The sequence below is a fragment of the Brevundimonas sp. KH_058 genome (assembly GCF_057838505.1).
On the sequence record NZ_CM174469.1, the window covers coordinates 1,736,349 to 1,753,128 of the forward strand.

The window sequence follows — 16,780 nt, forward strand, 5'->3', positions numbered from 1 at the left end:
GAGAGAAGCTCCTGTCGCAGTCCTGAAACGAACAAGGCCCCGACGATGCGGGGCCTTGCAAGTCCGACGATGCAGCCGAGGCTGCGGCCGTCGATCAGTTCTTGGCGTCTTGGGCGGCGCCGGTGACGGCTTGGCCGGCGGCCTGGGTGTCGCGGCCCACGCCTTCGACTGTGTTGCAGGCGGCGGTGGTCAGGGCGGCGGCGGCGGCGACCAGAACGAAAATCTTGCGCATGAGAAAACTCCGAAGGTTAGCCGGGGTGAAACTCCGCCGGTCTTGCTGCATCAACGCGACGCCACGGCTCCGGTTCCGTTGCTGGACGTCTTGTCCGCCGGATCGACCGGCGCCAAGGCCTCGGGCGTGGCGAAGGTCATGCGGGCGATGGTGCCGCCGCCGCGGGGCGTGATGAAATCGGTCTCGCCCCGCAACTGTTTGGCGAAGGCGCTCATCAGGGTGCGACCCACCCCGACCTCAGCCCCGGCCTGGGCGCCGGGTCCGTCGTCCTCGACTTCAAGCACGGACGTTTCGCCCTGGACCCGGAAGCGGACCTTCAACTCACCGCCGCTGCCGGCGAAGGCGTGCTTCTGTGCGTTGGTCACCGCCTCGACCAGCCACAGCGCCAGGGGCGCCAGCTTGTCGGGATCGACGTGAAGCGAATCCGCATCGACCGAACTGATGACGACCGGGCCGCGGGTGGCCTCGCTGGCGACCAACTGCCCCACCAGTTCGTTAAGGAACTCACGCGCATCGGCGTGGCGGATGTCGTTGCTCTGGTAGAGGGTGCGATAGATCAGGGCCAGGGCCGAGATGCGCTGACGCGTATCGCCCAGAGCCGCCTTGGCCGGGGCGTCGGTCAGGGCGCGCTGCTGCATCGACAGCAGGGAAGAGATGATCTGAAGGTTGTTCTTCACCCGGTGGTGGATCTCGCGCATCAGCGCGTCCTTCTCCGCCAGGGCGTCGGTCAGCTCCCGATCTCGAACCGTGATGGCCTCGGCCATTTCGTCCAGAGTGCGGGCCATGGTGCGGATTTCAGCCGGGGCGTTCATCGCCTGAAGAGGCCGCACCGAGAACCGACCGCGCGCATAGATGGCGGCGACCCGCTCCAGATAGTCCAGCCAGCGGATGAAGATGCGCTCAGACAGCAGCATCACCGCCGCGAACGCCGTCAACCAGGCGCCCAGGGGCAGCAGCAGCGTTCCGATCGGGTTCAGCCGCGCCCAGGACAGCAGGCCGGGCGCCGGCGCCGACAACAGGGCGTAGAGGTCGCCGCCCGCCAGCGCCGCACCGGCATAGTCGCGCCTGTGGTTCTGCACATCCTTGGCCTCGAACACGGCCGAACCCTGGTCGCGCGCACGGGCGACCCATCCGGCGATGTCGTCGCCGTCGGCCAGCTTGAAGACATCCGCGTCGCTGGCGGTCAGGATACGCCCGGCGCCGTCGGTCAGCGCCGCCTCGGCGCCCGATGGCAGGGCGGGGTCGCCGATGTCGGGTTGCAGGGCGGAGAGGGGAATGACGGCGACCATGGCCCCGTCGAACCGGCCCATCGGCCGCTCGGCCCGTGTCGCCACGATCAGCGCGCCTTGATAGCCCGCGCCGTCGGGTGCGCGCACCACGACCAGTTCCTCGCCGTTGCGCAGACGCTGGAACCATGTGGCCTGTGCGGCCGGCGCGACGCCGGAACGCAGCCCGTCCGTGCGGCCGGATGCGCAGACCGCCTCGCCGGTCGGACTTATGCGATAGAGGCCTTCATAACCTTCCAGCCGTCCGACAAGCGCGGTCAGGCGCGGCGCGCAATAGGGGCCAAGCGCATCGGGGCTGAGCGCGCGCAGCAGAACCTGGGCGCTGTCCAACTGGGCCTTGGCGCTGGAGGCGCTGCGTTCGGCGGCTAGTTGCAGATCGACCTGTCGATCCTCGGCCTGTCGGCGGAAATCCGCCTGGGTCTGGATCAGGCTGAGGACGAAGATCGGCAGCAGGGCCATGGCCATGGCCGCGCCCAGCCGAAAGCGAATGCCCTGAAACCGGTCCGTATTCCACGTGCGACCGAGGCGCGGCCTTGAGGCGTCTCTGGTCGTCTCATTCACCGCAGGTCAGCTCCGGGCGCCGGCCAGCCTGTCGGCCTCGCCCAGGATGGAGCGCATGGCGTCGCCCGCCGCCTTGCCGTCGCGGCCATAGCCGCCTTTTTCCAAGGTGGCCGCAAGCGCCCGGCGCGCCCGGCTGACGCGGCTCTTTACCGTGCCGACCGCGCAGCCGCAGATTTCGGCCGCTTCTTCGTAGGCGAAGCCGCCGGCGCCGACCAGGATCAGGGCTTCACGCTGTTCTTCGGGTAGGGTCTTCAGGGCCTGACGCAGTTCGTCCAGCGCGACGGGCGCCTCGGGATCGTCCACGGCGACCAGGGTCCGCTCGGCGGCTTCCTGATCCAGCTGCGACTGACGCCACGAGCGACGCTTCTCGGAATAGAACTGATTGCGCAGGATCATGAAGGTCCAAGCCTTCATGTTCGTGCCCATCTGATAGGAGGCGCGGGCGTCCCACGCCTTCATCATCGCGTCCTGCGCCAGGTCGTCGGCGGCGGTCGGATCACCGGTCAGTGTGCGGGCGAAGGCGCGCAGATGCGGGATCAGCACCACCAGTTCGCGCTTGAAGCCTTCGTCGTCGGCCGAGGCGGGCTTGGGGGCGGCCCCCAGGCGAGACGTACTCATGCGGCGCCATCCGCCGCCTTGGCGTCGGCGCGCTTCAGGATGTCGAGAAACTCGTCAGGGACGGGTTCGTTGACGACCTCGTCGAACATGTGCCGCAGCTTTACGCCGATGGCCTGCTGACGAAGGCGAGCTTCTTCAAGCCCGGCCTCCCCCTTGTTTTCGGCGCCCTTGGGGCGCGAGGAGTCGGTAGAATCAATCATAGACAGAACACGCCCACCCAACGGTCTTCGCAGAGATGCCCGCCGATAACGTCGTCCCCGCGCCGGGGTTCCTGTGCGATGGCGATTTTACGCTCAAGCTTTGTCCAAACTGCGGAACCGTGACGCGTATGATACGTTTAGACCCGCTGTAGCGCCTTCCATTGCTGGGACGGCGGAGATTTGTCGGGGACTATCTGAATGAGCCTTCTGGCCAGACTTGCGCCGCACCTGCCTTATGTGCGCCGTTACGCCCGTGCGCTGACCGGCGACCAATCCACCGGCGACAATTACGTCCGTGTCGCCCTTGAGGCCCTGGCGGCCGGTGAGCAGCAGCTGTCGGCCGACATGACGCCGCGCGTGGCCCTGTATCATGTCTTCCACGCCATCTGGTCGTCCACCGGCGCCCAGTTGGAGACCGGCATGCTAGAGACCACGGGCAATGACGCCTCGCAGCGTCTGCTGCGTATCGCGCCCCGTTCGCGTCAGGCCTTCCTGCTGACTGCTCTGGAAGGTTTCACCCCTTCGGAAGCCGCCCAGATCCTGTCCGCCGATCCGCGCGACGTCGAACGCCTGATCGCCGACGCCCAGTCCGACATCGACGCCGAACTGGCGACGGACGTGCTGGTGATCGAGGACGAGGCTATCATTTCGGCCGACATCCAGAGCCTGGTCAAGGAACTGGGTCACCGCGTCACCGGCACCGCCACGACGCATGACGAAGCCATCGACGCCGTCGCCCGCCACAAGCCGGGTCTGGTTCTGGCCGACATCCAACTGGCCGACGGTTCGTCCGGCATCGACGCGGTCAAGGACATCCTGAAGACGCTGGACGTGCCGGTGATCTTCATCACCGCCTTCCCGGAACGCCTGCTGACCGGCGAGCGTCCCGAGCCGACCTTCCTGATCACAAAGCCGTTCCAGCCGGAAACGGTGAAGGCGGCGATCAGCCAGGCGCTGTTCTTCCATCCTTCGCGTCAGAAAGAAGCGGCGTAAAGCCGCAGCCCGTCTTTCAGACGACAAAGAGGCCCCGTTCGCATCCGCGACGGGGCCTTTTCTTTTGCGCCGACAGAAAAGTCGCAGCCGCCGGGAACCGGTGTTCAGTCTTGTCGTTATCGGGATGCGGAGGCGGCGACGCCCCCCGACTTGATCAGCGACAGCCGATCATGCCGCCTCCGCGCCTCATTCTCGATGATGCCACTTCAAAGCGGTCCGCAATGGCCGCTTTTTTCTTGGTCATGGCTCGACCGCCGCGCGCGCCGGGGCCAAGGTGGTGCTCAAAGAAACCCACGGGAGAAACGCGCATGGCCTCGACGAACGGCAAGACGAACCGACAATGGGTGCTGCGCCAGCGCCCCAAGGGGCTGATCCAGCCCGGCGACCTCGAACTGGTCGAGACGGCCATCCCCGACCTGAAGGAAAACGAGGTACTGGTCCGCACCGTCTATCTGTCGCTGGACCCGACCAACCGCACCTGGATGAACGATTCCGAAGGCTATCTGCCGCCGGTGGGCCTGGGCGAGGTCATGCGTGGTTTGACCCTGGGCGTGGTCGAGGCCTCGCGGTCCAGCCGCTTCAAGTCCGGCGACGTGGTCATGCCGACCTCGGGCGGCTGGGCTGACTACGCCGTCGTGCCTGAAGGCGGCCTTCGCCCCGTCCACCGCGCGCCGGGCCTGCCGCTGACGGCCAATATGTCGGTGCTCGGCATGACCGGCCTGACCGCCTATTTCGGCATCACCGATGTGCTCAAGGCCAAGGAGGGCGAGACCATCGTCATCTCGGCGGCGGCGGGCGCCGTCGGTTCCATCGCTGGCCAGGTGGCCAAGCAGCGCGGATGCCGCGTCATCGGCATCGCCGGCGGGCCCGAGAAATGCGTTTGGCTGACCGACGAACTCGGGTTCGACGCCGCCATCGACTACAAGAACGAGGATGTGGGCGAGGCGCTGGACCGTCTGGCGCCGGACGGCATCGACCTGAACTTCGAGAACGTCGGCGGCGACATCATGATCGCCGTGTTCAACCGGCTGAAGGTGCACGGCCGCATGGCGGTCTGTGGCCTGGTGTCCTCCTACAATGCGACCAAGGCGCCGCCGTCGCCGAACTTCGCGCGCATCATCACCCACCGTCTTCAGGTCCAGGGCTTCCTGGTCCTCGACTACGCCCCCCGCGCCCGCGAGATGGTCGCCGAGATGGGGCCGTGGCTGGCGGATGGCCGGGTGAAATGGAAGGTTCACGTCGATGACGGCCTGGAAGGCGCGGTGGATTCGTTGAACCGCTTGTTCACCGGCGATCACGACGGCAAGCTGCTGGTTCGCGTTTCCGAAGAACCCGCCTAAAGCCGATACGGAAGTCCCGACCATGAGCGATCCGCTGCACGTCCATTTCGAAGACCTGGAAGTGGGTCAGGTCGTGCCGCTGGGCGCCTGCGCCGTCGATCAGGCGGCGCTGGACGTCTTCATCGAGCGGTTCTCGCCGGGCTGGGACGTCGCCTACGGCGCACCGGACGCCATGGTCTATGTGCTGTGGAGCCGGCTGGCGGCCGACAAGTCCGGCGGCTGGGCCCAGACCAAGGTCCTGGCCGTCGACGGCCTGCGCTACATGCGCAATCCGCCCGCCGGCGAGCTGCTGCGTGGGCGGATGACGGTGATGGGCAAGGATCCGGTCGGCGACGAAAAGGGCATCGTCATCGCCTCGCACGACCTGCTGGACGAATCTGGGCGCCTGGTCTTCTCCTGCTTGACGCGGGCGCTGTTCTCGCGGCGTTGAGCCCACGAAAAACCCCGCCGGCGGAACCGGCGGGGCTGATCGTCTTGAAGCGTCGTCGGCTTAGTTGACGGTCGTCGGCGCCTGGCGCAGCACGGCCAGGGCGATCAGGCGATCCCAACCGACCAGCGACACCAGGTGGGCGTAGATCTGGCCCAAGGCGCCGTTGTCACGCAGCTCGACCAGCTTCTCGGCAGGCAGGGCGCGCAGCTTGTCTTCCGACACCGCATAGTATTCGGCCAGCTTCTGCGGCTCGCCCGGCGTGCCGTCGGGGTTGCGAGGCGTGAAGTGGGCCTCGCGAATGTCCAGCAGGTCCAACTCGTTGATCAGCGTCATGAAGCCTTCGGTGCGCAGACGCTCCTGCTCGAAGTTGTTGCAGAACTCCATCGCCATATTGGTGTAGTCGCTGGGCTGGCCATCGACGAACAGCGGGTTCTGGCCGCCCTCGGCGACGATCGCCGCACCGCGGTCGATGCACAGGATCAGGCGTTGGTTCTGCTTGTCGTCGGCGAAGACAAACGGATAGCGGCGCACATAGGCGGGCACATAGGCGTCGGCGCGGAACTCGCCGTCGTCGGCGACAAACAGGTTCTCGTTCGAGCGCAGGCCCATCACGGCGACCGGCTGGCGGTTCTCGCCGGTGAAGATGATCGGATAGGACAGGGCGGCGGCCGAGAACTCGGTCACCGTCAGCGGCACGACATTCGTCTGGGCCACGAAGGCGTAGGGCTTGTCGGTCGGGTTGACGCCCAGGCTGCCGTGGATGCTTTGATCAAGCGGCTCGGGATTGACGTAGAAGAGGACGTTGCCTTCGAGCGGCGAGTTGTTCGTGTCGGTCATGAAGCGAGGACGCTCTGGTTGGAGATCGGAGGCGCGCCTTCTAGCCCAACCCCGCCCAACCGGCAAACCCGCGATGCGTCGGTTGCGGCGAAGGCCGCCAGCCATTAGCTGTGGCGCATGGGTTCCGCCTGCGATCACGATCACGACCACTCCGGCCTGAACGGCGGCGCGCTGGACCGCGCCCTGGCGGCGGCCGAGGCGCGCGCGGTCCAGCGCGGCGAGCGCATGACCGCCCAGCGCCGCCGGGTTCTGGCCCTGCTGCTGGAAACGGGCGAGCCGGTGAAGGCCTACGACCTGATCGCGCGCTTCGGCGAGGACGGCCAGGCCGCAAAGCCGCCGACCGTCTATCGCGCGCTGGAGTTTCTGGAACGGCTGGGCATGGCCCACCGCATCGCCTCCATCAGCGCCTATGTCGCCTGCACCGACGACGGCGACGCCGCCCATGCCGCCGCCTTCCTGATCTGCGACTGCTGCGGCGCGACGCGCGAGGTCAGCGGCCCGGACCAAAGCGCCATGAACGCCGCCGCCGCCGCCGCAGGCTACGCCATCGCCCGCACCACCATCGAGGCGCACGGCCGTTGCGCCGCGTGCCGCGAGACGGCTTGAGCATGGATGCGGCGCTGATGTCTCCTCCTCGGCGCCTGGCCGTTCCCATCGACAACCGCTGGGGCGCGGGTGAGATGGCGGTGCTGGATTTCGTCGATCCCAAACGCCCGGTCGATCTGATATTCTCCCACGCCAACGGTTTCAACGCCGCCACCTACCGCAGCTTGCTGTCGCCCCTGTCGGCGTCGTTGCGCATCTGGGCGCCCGATTTGCGCGGGCATGGCCGTTCGACCCTGCCGGTCTTCACCCGGCCCAAGACCAGCTGGCTGGATCACCGCGACGACCTGCTGGCCTTGCTCAAGGCCATCGACGGTCCGCCGGTGGTGATGGCCGGCCATTCGATGGGCGGCACGGCCTCACTGCTGGCGGCGGCTGTGCAGCCGGAACGTGTCTCCAGCCTGGTGCTGTTCGACCCGGTGATCTGGAAACGGTCGGCGGTCTTCGCCTTCAACCTGCCCTTCGCCCACCGGCTGATGGGCGCCATCCCCATCGCCAAAGCCACCCTGCGCCGTCGCAGTCTGTTCGACAGCCGCGAGCAGGCTATGGCCGCCTATCGCGGGCGCGGCGCCTTCAAGGGCTGGCCCGACATGGTCCTGGCCGACTATCTGTCGGAAGGCCTGAGTGAGCAAAAGGGCGAGGGGGAGGGCGGCTTGAACCTCAGCGCCACGCCGGCCTGGGAGGCGGCCAACTACTCGGCCCAAGCCCACGATCCCTGGCGGGCGCTGCGGCGCTATCCTGGGCCGGTGCGCATCCTGAAGGCCGAGCACGGCGCACTGACCCATGTGCCGGTCGCGCCTCGGGGAATGCTCAACGTCACGGTCGAGGTCGTATCCGGCGGCGGTCACCTGTTCCCCATGACCCACGCCGACATCGCGCGCGACGCCCTGTTCGACGCCGCAGTTTGAGAATGATTTCTGTAGGCTGAACAAACACCCGCGCTATAAGGGCGCCGCTGAGCAAAACTCCCGCCGCCCGAGACGCCGCTTGTCCTTCTTCCACGCCGGTCCCGCGCCCAAAGGCGCCGGCCCCCGATCCGGGGCGCTGCGCGATGGCCTGATCCTGGCCCCAAGCATGAAGGTCGGCCTGTTCGGCGGCTCCTTCAATCCCGCCCACGACGGCCACGCCCACGTCGCCGAGACCGCCATGCGTCGCCTCGGCCTGGACCGCGTCGTCTGGCTGGTCTCGCCACAGAACCCGTTGAAGGAGGCCCGCCAAAGCGCACCTCTGGACGAGCGCATGGCCTCGGCCCGCCAGCAGGCGCGCGGTCCGTCGATGATCGTCTCTGATTTCGAGAGCCGCGCTGGCGTCGCCTGGACCGTGGACACCCTGCGCCTGCTGGTCGCGCGGCATCCTGGCGTGCATTTCGTCTGGCTGATGGGGTCGGACAATCTGGCCAGCTTCCATCGCTGGAGAGGCTGGACCGACATCATGCGGCTGATGCCGGTGGCGGTGATCGCCCGGCCCGGTTCGCTGCTCGACAGCCGCACGGCGCCTGCCGCCGCCCGTTTCGCCGGTTTCCGCATTCCGGCCCAGCAGGCGGGGCTTTTGCCGACGCTTGAGGCGCCCGCCTGGACCTATCTGACCGCGCCGCTCAATCCCCTGTCCTCGACCGCGATCAGGACTTCGACGGGGCGACGCGCGGCCTCGTGATCGCCGGATGATTCGGGCGCCGGTTCACGTTGCGGCCCATCCGTGCTAGAGGGCTTCTTTAGTCAACGCTCCCGGAGCCCTCCGCTGACCCCCTCGCCCGCGTATGATACGCAAGACGCCGCCGTCTCGAACACGGCGCACGAGATGGATGCTATCGAACCTCTCCATTCCGAAGACGGCTTTGAATCCGACGCCTCCCCGCGCGGTTTCGACGATTCCGCTCCGCGCCCCGTCGGCGCAACCCCGCTTGAAGAAGCCATCCTGAGCCGCCTCGACGAGGACAAGGCCCAGGACATGGTCCTGATCGACCTCAAGGGCAAAAGCGCCATGGCCGACAGCATGATCGTGGCGTCCGGCCGTTCCCACCGTCACGTCGGCGCCATCGCCGACCACCTGTTGCGCACGCTGAAGGAAAACGGTCTGGGCAAGGCCAAGGTCGAGGGCCTGCCGCACTGCGACTGGGTCCTGATCGACGCCGGCGACGTGATCGTGCACCTGTTCCGCCCGGAAGTGCGCACCTTCTACAATATCGAGAAGATCTGGGCCGTCGATTCCGCCCACCGCATGGTCCGCGACTAAGACCGTGAAGCTGAGCATCGTCGCCATCGGCCGACCGGGCCGGGGGCCTGAGGCGACGCTCGCCGACGACTACGCCAAGCGCGCCACCCTGTCGGGACGCGCGCTTGGCCTCGGTCCCCTCGAACTGATCGATCTTGAGGCCCGAAAGCCGGGCAAGGCGCCGGAGGCTGAGCTGATCCTCGCCGCTGCGGAAGGATCGCATCTGATCGCCTGCGACGAACGCGGCAGGACCTATTCCTCGCGTGCCTTCGCCGACCACATCGCCAAGCTGCGCGACCAGGGCGAGCGCCGTCTGGTCTTCGCCATTGGCGGGGCGGACGGACTGGACGAAAGCGTGCGGGCCGCCGCCTCCTCGACCCTGGCCTTCGGTCCCCAGACCTGGCCCCACGCCCTGGCGCGCGCCATGCTGGCGGAACAACTGTATCGGGCCGTGACCATCCTGGCCGGATCGCCCTATCATCGCGACTGACATGCGTCGCGCCATTCCCCTATCGCTGGCCCTGCTGACGGGTTTCGTCTGCGCCGCGCCCGCCGTCGGCAGGCAGGCGCCCGAAAGCGAGCTGTCGCGCATCCAGGCCGAATACCGCGACGAGACGGTGCGCGCGCGCCGCCTGCGCGCCGACGCCGACGCCGCAAAGTCCGAACTGGTCCTGCTGGAGCGCCGCCTGGCCTTGCTGCGCGCCGACGAACAGACTGGCGACCGCCAGATCGACGATCAGCGCGCCCGGCTGCAGCAACTGACCGAACGCGAGGCCGAACTGGTCACCGACCTGGCCCGCGAGCGCGGCGCCCAGGGCCGTCTGCTCAGCGCGCTTCAGATGATGAGCCGCCGCCCGCCGCCGCCCCTGCTGGTGCCGGCCGACAAGGCCATCGACACGGTGCGCGCCTCAATCCTGCTCAAGGCCATGACGCCGGACCTGGAAAACCGCGCCAAGGCCCTGGGCGTCCGCCAGGCCGAGATCATGCGCATCCGCCGCCTCGCCGTCCTGTCCTCCGAACGCCTGCTGACGACCGAGAGCGAACAGGGCGACCGCCGGGGAGAGATCGAGGGTCTGACGTCGCGCAAGACCGCCCTGACCGCCGTGCTGAACGCCGAGGCCCGCGCCGCCGAACGCGCCGCCGCCGTGCTGGAACGTCGTATCCGCGAACTGGGCGGGGCCGTGCCGACCACCCAGGCGGCGGAAACGCCCACGGCCCGCCTGCCCGCCGGCCGCGCCCGCCTCAGTCCGCCCGTCTCCGGCGCGCCCAGCCAGACCTGGGGCGCGGGAACCTCCGGCTGGCGCTGGCGCGCCGACCGGGCGGCCGTGACGGCCCCCGCCGACGCCAAGGTCGCCTACGCCGGGCCGCTGACGGGATGGGGCAATGTCGTGGTGCTGGACCTCGGCCCAGGCTGGCGCGCGGTCATCGCCGGGCTGGACAGCGTGGATGTCGGTCCGGACGCCCGCGTGTCGGACGGCCAGACCCTGGGCCGCAGCGGCCCGGACGGCGACATCTATTTCGAGCTTCGCCGCGACGAACGGCCTATCGATCCGGGGCCTTGGTTGCAGTGAACCTGCAATAGTCCTTTGCATTCTCGTCTGACGCTGATTTTATCGGCGTAACGCTGCGTCGCCACGATTTGGTCGTGTCTGCACCGCCTTACCCTTCCCACGGGCGCCTTGAATGATCGGCCCGACCGAAAGAGACCGAATGCGTAAACTGCTCCTCGTCGGCTGCGCCGCTCTGGTGCTCGGCGGATCCGCCGCTGCTGTCAGCAGCCAGACCCCCCGCAACGAAACCTTCCGCATGCTGGAGCTGTTCGGCGACGTGGTCGGCATCGTCGAGCAGGCCTATGTCGTCCCGGTCGACAACAAGAAGCTGATCGAGGCCGCGCTGGCCGGCATGATGACGGCGCTGGACCCGCACTCCAACTATCTGCCGCCCTCCAACTACGATGAGCTGCGCGAGCGGACCGAGGGCCAGTATTCGGGCGTTGGCCTGACCATCAGCGCCGACGGCGGCATGGTGAAGGTCATCTCGCCGATGGACGACAGCCCCGCCGCCAAGGCCGGCGTCCAGGCGGGCGACGTCATCTCGTCGATCGAGGGCCAGAACGCGGCCGGCCTGACGGTCAGCCAGGTGTCGGAGAAGCTGCGCGGCGCCGTCGGCACCAGCGTCAAGGTCACCTTCCTGCGCGACGGCGAGGATCCGCTGGAGGTGGTCCTGACCCGCGAGGTCATCAAGGTCCAGTCGGTCACCGGCCGGGTCGAGGGCGACTTCGGCTATCTGCGCGTCTCGACCTTCAACGAGAACACCGGCCGCGAGCTGAACGAGGCCATCGCCAAGATCAAGGCCGAGAAGCCGGGCGTGAAGGGCTATGTCCTGGACCTGCGCAACAATGGCGGCGGCCTGCTGAACGCCGCCATCGACGTGTCCGACGCCTTCCTGGAACGCGGCGAGATCGTCAGTCAGCGCGGCCGCAAGCCCGAGCAGATCCAGCGCTATTCGGCCAAGCCCGGCGACATCACCGGCGGCCTGCCGCTGGTCGTGCTGGTCAACTATGGCTCGGCCTCGGCGTCCGAGATCGTCGCCGGCGCTCTCAAGGATCATCAGCGTGCGGCCGTGGTCGGCCTGACCAGCTTCGGCAAGGGATCGGTCCAGACGGTGATCCCGCTGCGCCAGGGTCAGGACGGCGCCCTGTCGATCACGACCGCGCGCTACTACACGCCGTCGGGCGCCTCGATCCAGAAGATCGGCATCGAGCCGGACCTGGAGGTGGCCCGTTCGGAAGCCGAGGCGCGCATCGTCTCGCGTTCCAGCTTCATCTATTCCGAGGCCGCCTACGCCACGGCGCTGGACGCCTCCATCGGCGCCGAGCGCAAGGGACCGCACACGCCGCGCGAGGCACCGGGCGAGAGCTTCGACAAGGAAAAGGATTACCAGCTGCAGCGGGCGCTGGACGTCCTGCGCGCCGGCGGCGATTTGTCGAAATTGTCGGCCGCGCCCGAAGGCATCGTCGTCACCGAGCCGGGTTCCACACCCAAGCCCGACGCCGAGCCGGCGGCGGCCGAACCGAAGGGAGAATAGGTCAGGGAAGGGCGGCGAGAGCCGCCCTTTTTCTTGCGCTTACGACAGGCGGTCGCGGAACTCGGAGTAATCGAACGCGCGCACGATCTTCAGCGCATCCGTCTCGCTGTTCCACAGGGCGATGGCCGGCAAGGGCACCCCGTTGAAGGTGTTGGTCTTCACCATCGAATAATGGGCCTGATCCAGAAACGCGATGCGCGTCCCCGCCGTCGGCGCCGTCTCGAAGACGTAGTCGCCGATGATGTCGCCCGCCAGGCACGACGGCCCGCCCAGGCGATAGGTCACGCCCGCCTCGCCCTCGTTCAGCATGGCCGGACGGTAGGGCGCCTCGATCACATCGGGCATGTGGCAGGTCGCGGAGATATCGGTGATGGCGACCGCGATGCCGTTGTCGAAGGTGTCCAGCACCTCGCCGATCAGAATGCCGGCATCCAGGGCGACGGCCTCGCCGGGCTCGATATAAACCTCAAGACCGTGCGTTTCGCCCAAGCGACGCAGGAAGGCGGCCAGATCGTCGCGTCTGTAATCGGCCCGCGTGACATGGTGCCCACCGCCCAGGTTGATCCATTTCAGGTCGGCCAGCAGGGGCGCCAGCGTCGGCTCGACCGCCGCCCAGATCCGCTCCAGCGGTTCGAACCCCTGTTCGCACAAGGCATGGATGTGCAGGCCGTCGACGCCTGTCAGATGCTCCGGCTTCAGTTGCGACACCGGAAACCCCAGGCGCGATCCGAACTGGCATGGGTCGTATTTGGCGACCTCGGCCTCGGAATGCTCGGGGTTCAGCCGCAGGCCGATATCGAACGTTTCGCCCTCGCCCCGTGCCGTCGCGATCATGTCGGCGAACCGAGAGATCTGATCGGGCGCGTTGAAGATGACCGTGTCCGACAGGCGCAGGATCTCGGGCAGGTCCGCCGGCTTGTAGGCCGGCGAATAGGTGGTCAAGTGCCCCTTATAGAACTCCCGCGCCAGCCGCGCCTCCCACAGGCCAGACGCGCAGACGCCGTCGAGGTATTCCCCGACGACATCGGCCAGCGACCACATGGAAAAGGCCTTCAGGGCCAGCAGAACCCGCGCGTTTCCGTGCGTCCCCACGTCCTTCAGGACCGACAGGTTGCGACGCACCGCCGCCTCGTCGACCACGAAGGCGGGCGACGGAACGCGGTTCAGATCGAACCGGGCGAAGGCGCCCGGTCCGCCGGCTTGGGTCTGCATGGCCATGGTCTGAGCCTTAGAAGTCGAGAGGGGCGTCCAGGTCCTGAACCTTCCACGGCAGGCCGTGCTTGTTCAGCATGTCCATGAAGGGATCGGGATCCAGCTGTTCCATGTTGAACACGCCCGCGCCCTTCCACTGGCCGGTCAGCATCAGAGCCGCGCCGATCATGGCGGGCACGCCGGTGGTGTAGCTGACGGCCTGGTTGCCGGTTTCGGCATAGGCTTCCTGGTGGTCGCAGATGTTGTTGACGTAGACCGTCTTCGCGACCCCATCCTTCACGCCGGTGGCGATGGTGCCGATGTTGGTCTTGCCCTTGGTGATCGGACCCAGCGACGACGGTTCGGGCAGCAGGGCTTTCAGGAACTCGATCGGGATGATCTCGCGGCCCTGGAACTGCATCGGCTCGATGGAGGTCATGCCGATGTTTTCCAGCACCTCCAAGTGCTTCAGATAGCTGTCGCCGAAGGTCATCCAGAAGCGGATGCGCTTGATCTCGGGGTAGAATTTCGCCAGCGATTCCAGCTCCTCATGATACATGAGGTACATGTTCTTCTGACCCACGCCCTCGAAGTCGAAGGTCTGCTTGTGGCTCAGCGCCGGGCCCTCGATCCACTGGCCGTCGGCCCAGTGGCGCGACGGGGCGGTCACTTCGCGCAGGTTGATCTCGGGGTTGAAGTTGGTCGCGAACGGAAGGCCGGTGTCGCCGCCGTTGCAGTCCAGGATGTCGAGCGTCTCGATCGAATCCAGCAGGTGCTTCTTGGTGTAGGTCGCGAAGACCGAGGTCACGCCGGGATCGAAGCCCGAGCCCAGCAGCGCCATCAGACCGGCTTTCTCGAACCGCTCCTGATAGGCCCACTGCCACTTGTATTCGAACTTGGCCTCGTCGCGCGGCTCATAGTTGGCGGTGTCGAGATAGTTCACGCCGGCGGCGAGACAGGCGTCCATGATCGCCAGATCCTGGTAAGGCAGAGCCAGGTTCACGACCAGCGCGGGCTGAACCTGTTTGATAAGGGCGGTGGTCGCGACTACGTCGTCGGCGTCGATGGCGGCGGTGTCGATGCTCACGCCAAAGCGCGACTTCACGGACTCGGCGATGGCGTCGCACTTCGACTTCGTCCGGCTCGCCAGGGTGATATGCGAGAAGATGTCCGCATTCATCGCCATCTTGTGGACGGCCACCGAACTGACGCCGCCCGCGCCGATAACCAGCACCTTGCTCATGCGTGCTTCTCCTGAAGTCAAAAACGTTGGCGACATCGCCGCCCCTATAAAGGGCGGGGCTCTTAGCACGATGATGACAATCCGCTAAATGCCGTGACGAAGATCAGGATTAAAGCGTGACCGACTCGCTCCGGTTGCCTTCCGCCTTCTTTTCCTCCATAAGCCGCCGCTTCCGACGCAAGTGAACCTGCGTCTCCACCATCACGACAGCTTTTTTGTCGTGCTACCGCGCTCCGCGCTACTTGAGCACAGCCTATTCGGGCTCAAGTAGGCCGAAAGGCCGATAGCCCACAAAAGAGAACGAGGATGGCGAGAACCCTCCGCCGACGTGATCGTCGCCGGGGGCCGTTGTCGTATGGAGCCGTTTCACCCGTCGCCACGAGGTAGTGAATGTTCGAGGCTCTGAACGAGCGGCTGACAGGCGTCTTCGACCGGATCACCGGCCGCGGCGCCCTGTCCGAAAAGGATGTCGCCGAGGCGATGCGCGAAGTGCGCGTGGCCCTGCTCGAGGCCGACGTCGCCCTGCCCGTCGTCAAGGAATTCATCGCCTTCGCCACCGAGCGCGCGACCGGCGAAGAGGTCATCCGTTCCGTCCGCCCCGCCGACCAGGTGGTCAAGATCGTCTATGACGGCCTGATCGAGATGCTGGGCGGCGAAGAGCCGGTTCCCCTAAACACCAACGCCAATCCGCCCGCCGTGGTGCTGATGGCCGGCCTGCAGGGCTCGGGCAAGACCACGACCTCGGCCAAGCTGGCGCTGCGCCTGACCAGGTTCGATCGCAAGAAGGTCATGATGGCCTCGCTGGACACGCGTCGTCCGGCCGCGATGGAACAGCTGGCCCAGCTGGGCAAGCAGATCGAGGTCGCGACCCTGCCCATCGTGGCGGGCGAGAGCGCCGTCCAGATCACGCGCCGGGCGCTGCAATCCGCGAAACTTCAGGGCTTCGACGTCCTGATCCTCGACACCGCCGGCCGCATCACCCTGGACGAAGGGTTGATGAACGAGGTGGCCGAGGTCGCCGCGATCTCGCAGCCCATCGAGACCCTGCTGGTCGCCGACAGCCTGACCGGTCAGGATGCGGTGCGCACCGCCGCCGCCTTCCACGCCCGCCTGCCTCTGACCGGCCTCGTCCTGACCCGCGCTGACGGCGACGGGCGTGGCGGCGCCATGCTGTCGATGCGGGCCGTCACCGGCCTGCCGATCAAATATCTGGGCGCCGGCGAAAAGGTCGATGCGCTGGACGTGTTCGACGCCCGTCGCGTCGCCGGCCGCATCCTGGGTCAGGGCGATATCGTCGCCCTGGTCGAAAAGGCCAGCCAGGACTTGGACCAGGCCAAGGCCGAGAAGATGGCCCGGAAACTTGCCAAGGGTCAGTTCGATCTGGACGACCTGGCCGGTCAGCTTCAACAGATGAAGCGGATGGGCGGTCTTCAGGGCATCATGGGCATGCTGCCCGGCGTGGCCAAGATGAAGGGCCAGATGGCCGAAAGCGGCATCGACGACCGCATGATCCTGCGCCAGGAAGCCATCATCTCCTCGATGACCAAGGCCGAGCGCAAGAAGCCCGATCTGCTGAACGCCAGCCGCAAGAAGCGTATCGCCGCCGGCGCCGGCGTGGACGTGCAGGACGTGAACCGGGTCCTGAAACAGCACCGCCAGATGGCCGACGTGGTCAAGTCGATGGCGCGCGGCGGACCCAAGAAGATGCAGCAGATGGCCGCCATGCTGGGCGGCCTCGGCGGTGGCGGCGGCATTCCCGGAATGGGAGGCGGCGGCCCGGATCTGAACCGATTGAAGGCCCTGGGCGGCGGCAAGACGCCGGAAGCCAGCGCCGACGAACTGAAAGCCATCCAGGACCGGCTCGCCGGGCTAGGTGGCGGACAACTTCCGGGGGGCCTTCCGGGCCTTCCGGGCTTCCCTCCCAAGAAATAACGACTACCTGGAAAGA

Annotated in this window: 18 protein-coding genes; 11 read left to right on the forward strand and 7 right to left on the reverse strand. The window is 67.1% G+C overall.

Annotation, left to right across the window (positions count from 1 at the left end):
- Positions 1-94 precede the first annotated feature (94 nt).
- From AC3ISA_RS08225 to nepR, 4 genes are all read right to left on the reverse strand, one after another.
- Positions 95-232 (reverse strand): entericidin A/B family lipoprotein, encoded by a 138-nt coding sequence (locus AC3ISA_RS08225; RefSeq protein ID WP_017505506.1) that lies wholly within the window; start codon positions 230-232, stop codon positions 95-97.
- A gap of 50 nt (positions 233-282) precedes the next feature.
- The gene (gene phyK / locus AC3ISA_RS08230; RefSeq protein WP_489177495.1) at positions 283-1,983 is read right to left on the reverse strand and encodes a sensor histidine kinase PhyK; all 1,701 of its coding nucleotides are present in this window, start codon (positions 1,981-1,983) and stop codon (positions 283-285) included.
- Between the two features lie 102 nt (positions 1,984-2,085).
- Positions 2,086-2,697, reverse strand: a complete 612-nt coding sequence (locus AC3ISA_RS08235) for a sigma-70 family RNA polymerase sigma factor (RefSeq protein ID WP_135194501.1) — start codon at positions 2,695-2,697, stop codon at positions 2,086-2,088.
- Entirely contained in the window at positions 2,694-2,897 is a 204-nt protein-coding gene (nepR, locus tag AC3ISA_RS08240) for an anti-sigma T factor NepR (RefSeq protein WP_372691418.1), read from the reverse strand. The genes AC3ISA_RS08235 and nepR overlap by 4 nt, the downstream gene beginning before the upstream one ends.
- Positions 2,898-3,095: 198 nt before the next feature.
- On the opposite strand from nepR, the gene phyR reads away from it, so the two are divergent.
- From phyR to AC3ISA_RS08255, 3 genes are all read left to right on the forward strand, one after another.
- Positions 3,096-3,890: an anti-anti sigma factor/receiver protein PhyR gene (gene phyR / locus AC3ISA_RS08245; RefSeq protein WP_372691417.1), complete on the forward strand. Its 795-nt coding sequence runs from the start codon at positions 3,096-3,098 to the stop codon at positions 3,888-3,890.
- Positions 3,891-4,198: 308 nt separating this feature from the next.
- Positions 4,199-5,230 carry an NADP-dependent oxidoreductase gene (locus AC3ISA_RS08250; protein ID WP_489177496.1) on the forward strand — a complete coding sequence of 344 codons (1,032 nt, stop codon included), beginning with the start codon at positions 4,199-4,201 and terminating at the stop codon, positions 5,228-5,230.
- 22 nt (positions 5,231-5,252) lie between these two features.
- Positions 5,253-5,660 carry a hotdog family protein gene (locus tag AC3ISA_RS08255; RefSeq protein WP_135194505.1) on the forward strand — a complete coding sequence of 136 codons (408 nt, stop codon included), beginning with the start codon at positions 5,253-5,255 and terminating at the stop codon, positions 5,658-5,660.
- 60 nt (positions 5,661-5,720) lie between these two features.
- On the opposite strand, the gene AC3ISA_RS08260 is transcribed toward AC3ISA_RS08255, so the two are convergent.
- Complete coding sequence (locus AC3ISA_RS08260; protein ID WP_489177497.1) at positions 5,721-6,497, reverse strand: SapC family protein; 777 nt, start codon at positions 6,495-6,497, stop codon at positions 5,721-5,723.
- Positions 6,498-6,614: 117 nt separating this feature from the next.
- On the opposite strand from AC3ISA_RS08260, the gene AC3ISA_RS08265 reads away from it, so the two are divergent.
- From AC3ISA_RS08265 to AC3ISA_RS08295, 7 genes are all read left to right on the forward strand, one after another.
- On the forward strand, positions 6,615-7,103 hold the full coding sequence (locus AC3ISA_RS08265; RefSeq protein ID WP_489177498.1) for a Fur family transcriptional regulator: 489 nt from the start codon (positions 6,615-6,617) through the stop codon (positions 7,101-7,103).
- A 17-nt stretch (positions 7,104-7,120) separates the two neighbouring features.
- Entirely contained in the window at positions 7,121-8,008 is an 888-nt protein-coding gene (locus AC3ISA_RS08270) for an alpha/beta fold hydrolase (RefSeq protein WP_489177499.1), read from the forward strand.
- 79 nt (positions 8,009-8,087) lie between these two features.
- Complete coding sequence (locus AC3ISA_RS08275) at positions 8,088-8,753, forward strand: nicotinate-nucleotide adenylyltransferase (RefSeq protein ID WP_489177500.1); 666 nt, start codon at positions 8,088-8,090, stop codon at positions 8,751-8,753.
- Between the two features lie 144 nt (positions 8,754-8,897).
- Positions 8,898-9,332 (forward strand): ribosome silencing factor, encoded by a 435-nt coding sequence (gene rsfS / locus AC3ISA_RS08280; RefSeq protein ID WP_372691410.1) that lies wholly within the window; start codon positions 8,898-8,900, stop codon positions 9,330-9,332.
- A gap of 4 nt (positions 9,333-9,336) precedes the next feature.
- Positions 9,337-9,801 carry a 23S rRNA (pseudouridine(1915)-N(3))-methyltransferase RlmH gene (rlmH, locus tag AC3ISA_RS08285; RefSeq protein WP_135194509.1) on the forward strand — a complete coding sequence of 155 codons (465 nt, stop codon included), beginning with the start codon at positions 9,337-9,339 and terminating at the stop codon, positions 9,799-9,801.
- Position 9,802: 1 nt separating this feature from the next.
- Entirely contained in the window at positions 9,803-10,882 is a 1,080-nt protein-coding gene (locus AC3ISA_RS08290) for a murein hydrolase activator EnvC family protein (protein ID WP_489177501.1), read from the forward strand.
- A gap of 139 nt (positions 10,883-11,021) precedes the next feature.
- Positions 11,022-12,398 (forward strand): S41 family peptidase, encoded by a 1,377-nt coding sequence (locus AC3ISA_RS08295; RefSeq protein WP_489177502.1) that lies wholly within the window; start codon positions 11,022-11,024, stop codon positions 12,396-12,398.
- A 39-nt stretch (positions 12,399-12,437) separates the two neighbouring features.
- Here AC3ISA_RS08295 and AC3ISA_RS08300 read toward each other — a convergent pair whose 3' ends face one another.
- Together AC3ISA_RS08300 and AC3ISA_RS08305 are read right to left on the reverse strand one after the other, a co-directional pair.
- Positions 12,438-13,610, reverse strand: coding sequence for a carboxynorspermidine decarboxylase (locus AC3ISA_RS08300; RefSeq protein WP_489177503.1), 1,173 nt, complete (start codon positions 13,608-13,610; stop codon positions 12,438-12,440).
- A 16-nt stretch (positions 13,611-13,626) separates the two neighbouring features.
- Positions 13,627-14,832, reverse strand: a complete 1,206-nt coding sequence (locus AC3ISA_RS08305; protein WP_489177504.1) for a saccharopine dehydrogenase family protein — start codon at positions 14,830-14,832, stop codon at positions 13,627-13,629.
- Positions 14,833-15,222: 390 nt separating this feature from the next.
- Here AC3ISA_RS08305 and ffh point away from each other — a divergent pair, with 390 nt between their 5' ends.
- Positions 15,223-16,764 carry a signal recognition particle protein gene (gene ffh / locus AC3ISA_RS08310; RefSeq protein ID WP_489177505.1) on the forward strand — a complete coding sequence of 514 codons (1,542 nt, stop codon included), beginning with the start codon at positions 15,223-15,225 and terminating at the stop codon, positions 16,762-16,764.
- Positions 16,765-16,780: the final 16 nt, after the last annotated feature.

Bases quoted from the DNA above. Each gene is read 5' to 3' on its own strand.
- nepR (WP_372691418.1), bottom strand. From the start codon at position 2,897: ATGATTGATTCTACCGACTCCTCGCGCCCCAAGGGCGCCGAAAACAAG.
- AC3ISA_RS08235 (WP_135194501.1), bottom strand. From the start codon at position 2,697: ATGAGTACGTCTCGCCTGGGGGCCGCCCCCAAGCCCGCCTCGGCCGAC.
- AC3ISA_RS08270 (WP_489177499.1), top strand. From the start codon at position 7,121: ATGTCTCCTCCTCGGCGCCTGGCCGTTCCCATCGACAACCGCTGGGGC.
- AC3ISA_RS08255 (WP_135194505.1), top strand. From the start codon at position 5,253: ATGAGCGATCCGCTGCACGTCCATTTCGAAGACCTGGAAGTGGGTCAG.
- AC3ISA_RS08300 (WP_489177503.1), bottom strand. From the start codon at position 13,610: ATGCAGACCCAAGCCGGCGGACCGGGCGCCTTCGCCCGGTTCGATCTG.
- AC3ISA_RS08260 (WP_489177497.1), bottom strand. From the start codon at position 6,497: ATGACCGACACGAACAACTCGCCGCTCGAAGGCAACGTCCTCTTCTAC.
- AC3ISA_RS08290 (WP_489177501.1), top strand. From the start codon at position 9,803: ATGCGTCGCGCCATTCCCCTATCGCTGGCCCTGCTGACGGGTTTCGTC.
- AC3ISA_RS08225 (WP_017505506.1), bottom strand. From the start codon at position 232: ATGCGCAAGATTTTCGTTCTGGTCGCCGCCGCCGCCGCCCTGACCACC.
- phyR (WP_372691417.1), top strand. From the start codon at position 3,096: ATGAGCCTTCTGGCCAGACTTGCGCCGCACCTGCCTTATGTGCGCCGT.
- AC3ISA_RS08250 (WP_489177496.1), top strand. From the start codon at position 4,199: ATGGCCTCGACGAACGGCAAGACGAACCGACAATGGGTGCTGCGCCAG.
- AC3ISA_RS08305 (WP_489177504.1), bottom strand. From the start codon at position 14,832: ATGAGCAAGGTGCTGGTTATCGGCGCGGGCGGCGTCAGTTCGGTGGCC.
- phyK (WP_489177495.1), bottom strand. From the start codon at position 1,983: ATGGCCATGGCCCTGCTGCCGATCTTCGTCCTCAGCCTGATCCAGACC.
- AC3ISA_RS08265 (WP_489177498.1), top strand. From the start codon at position 6,615: ATGGGTTCCGCCTGCGATCACGATCACGACCACTCCGGCCTGAACGGC.
- ffh (WP_489177505.1), top strand. From the start codon at position 15,223: ATGTTCGAGGCTCTGAACGAGCGGCTGACAGGCGTCTTCGACCGGATC.
- AC3ISA_RS08295 (WP_489177502.1), top strand. From the start codon at position 11,022: ATGCGTAAACTGCTCCTCGTCGGCTGCGCCGCTCTGGTGCTCGGCGGA.
- rsfS (WP_372691410.1), top strand. From the start codon at position 8,898: ATGGATGCTATCGAACCTCTCCATTCCGAAGACGGCTTTGAATCCGAC.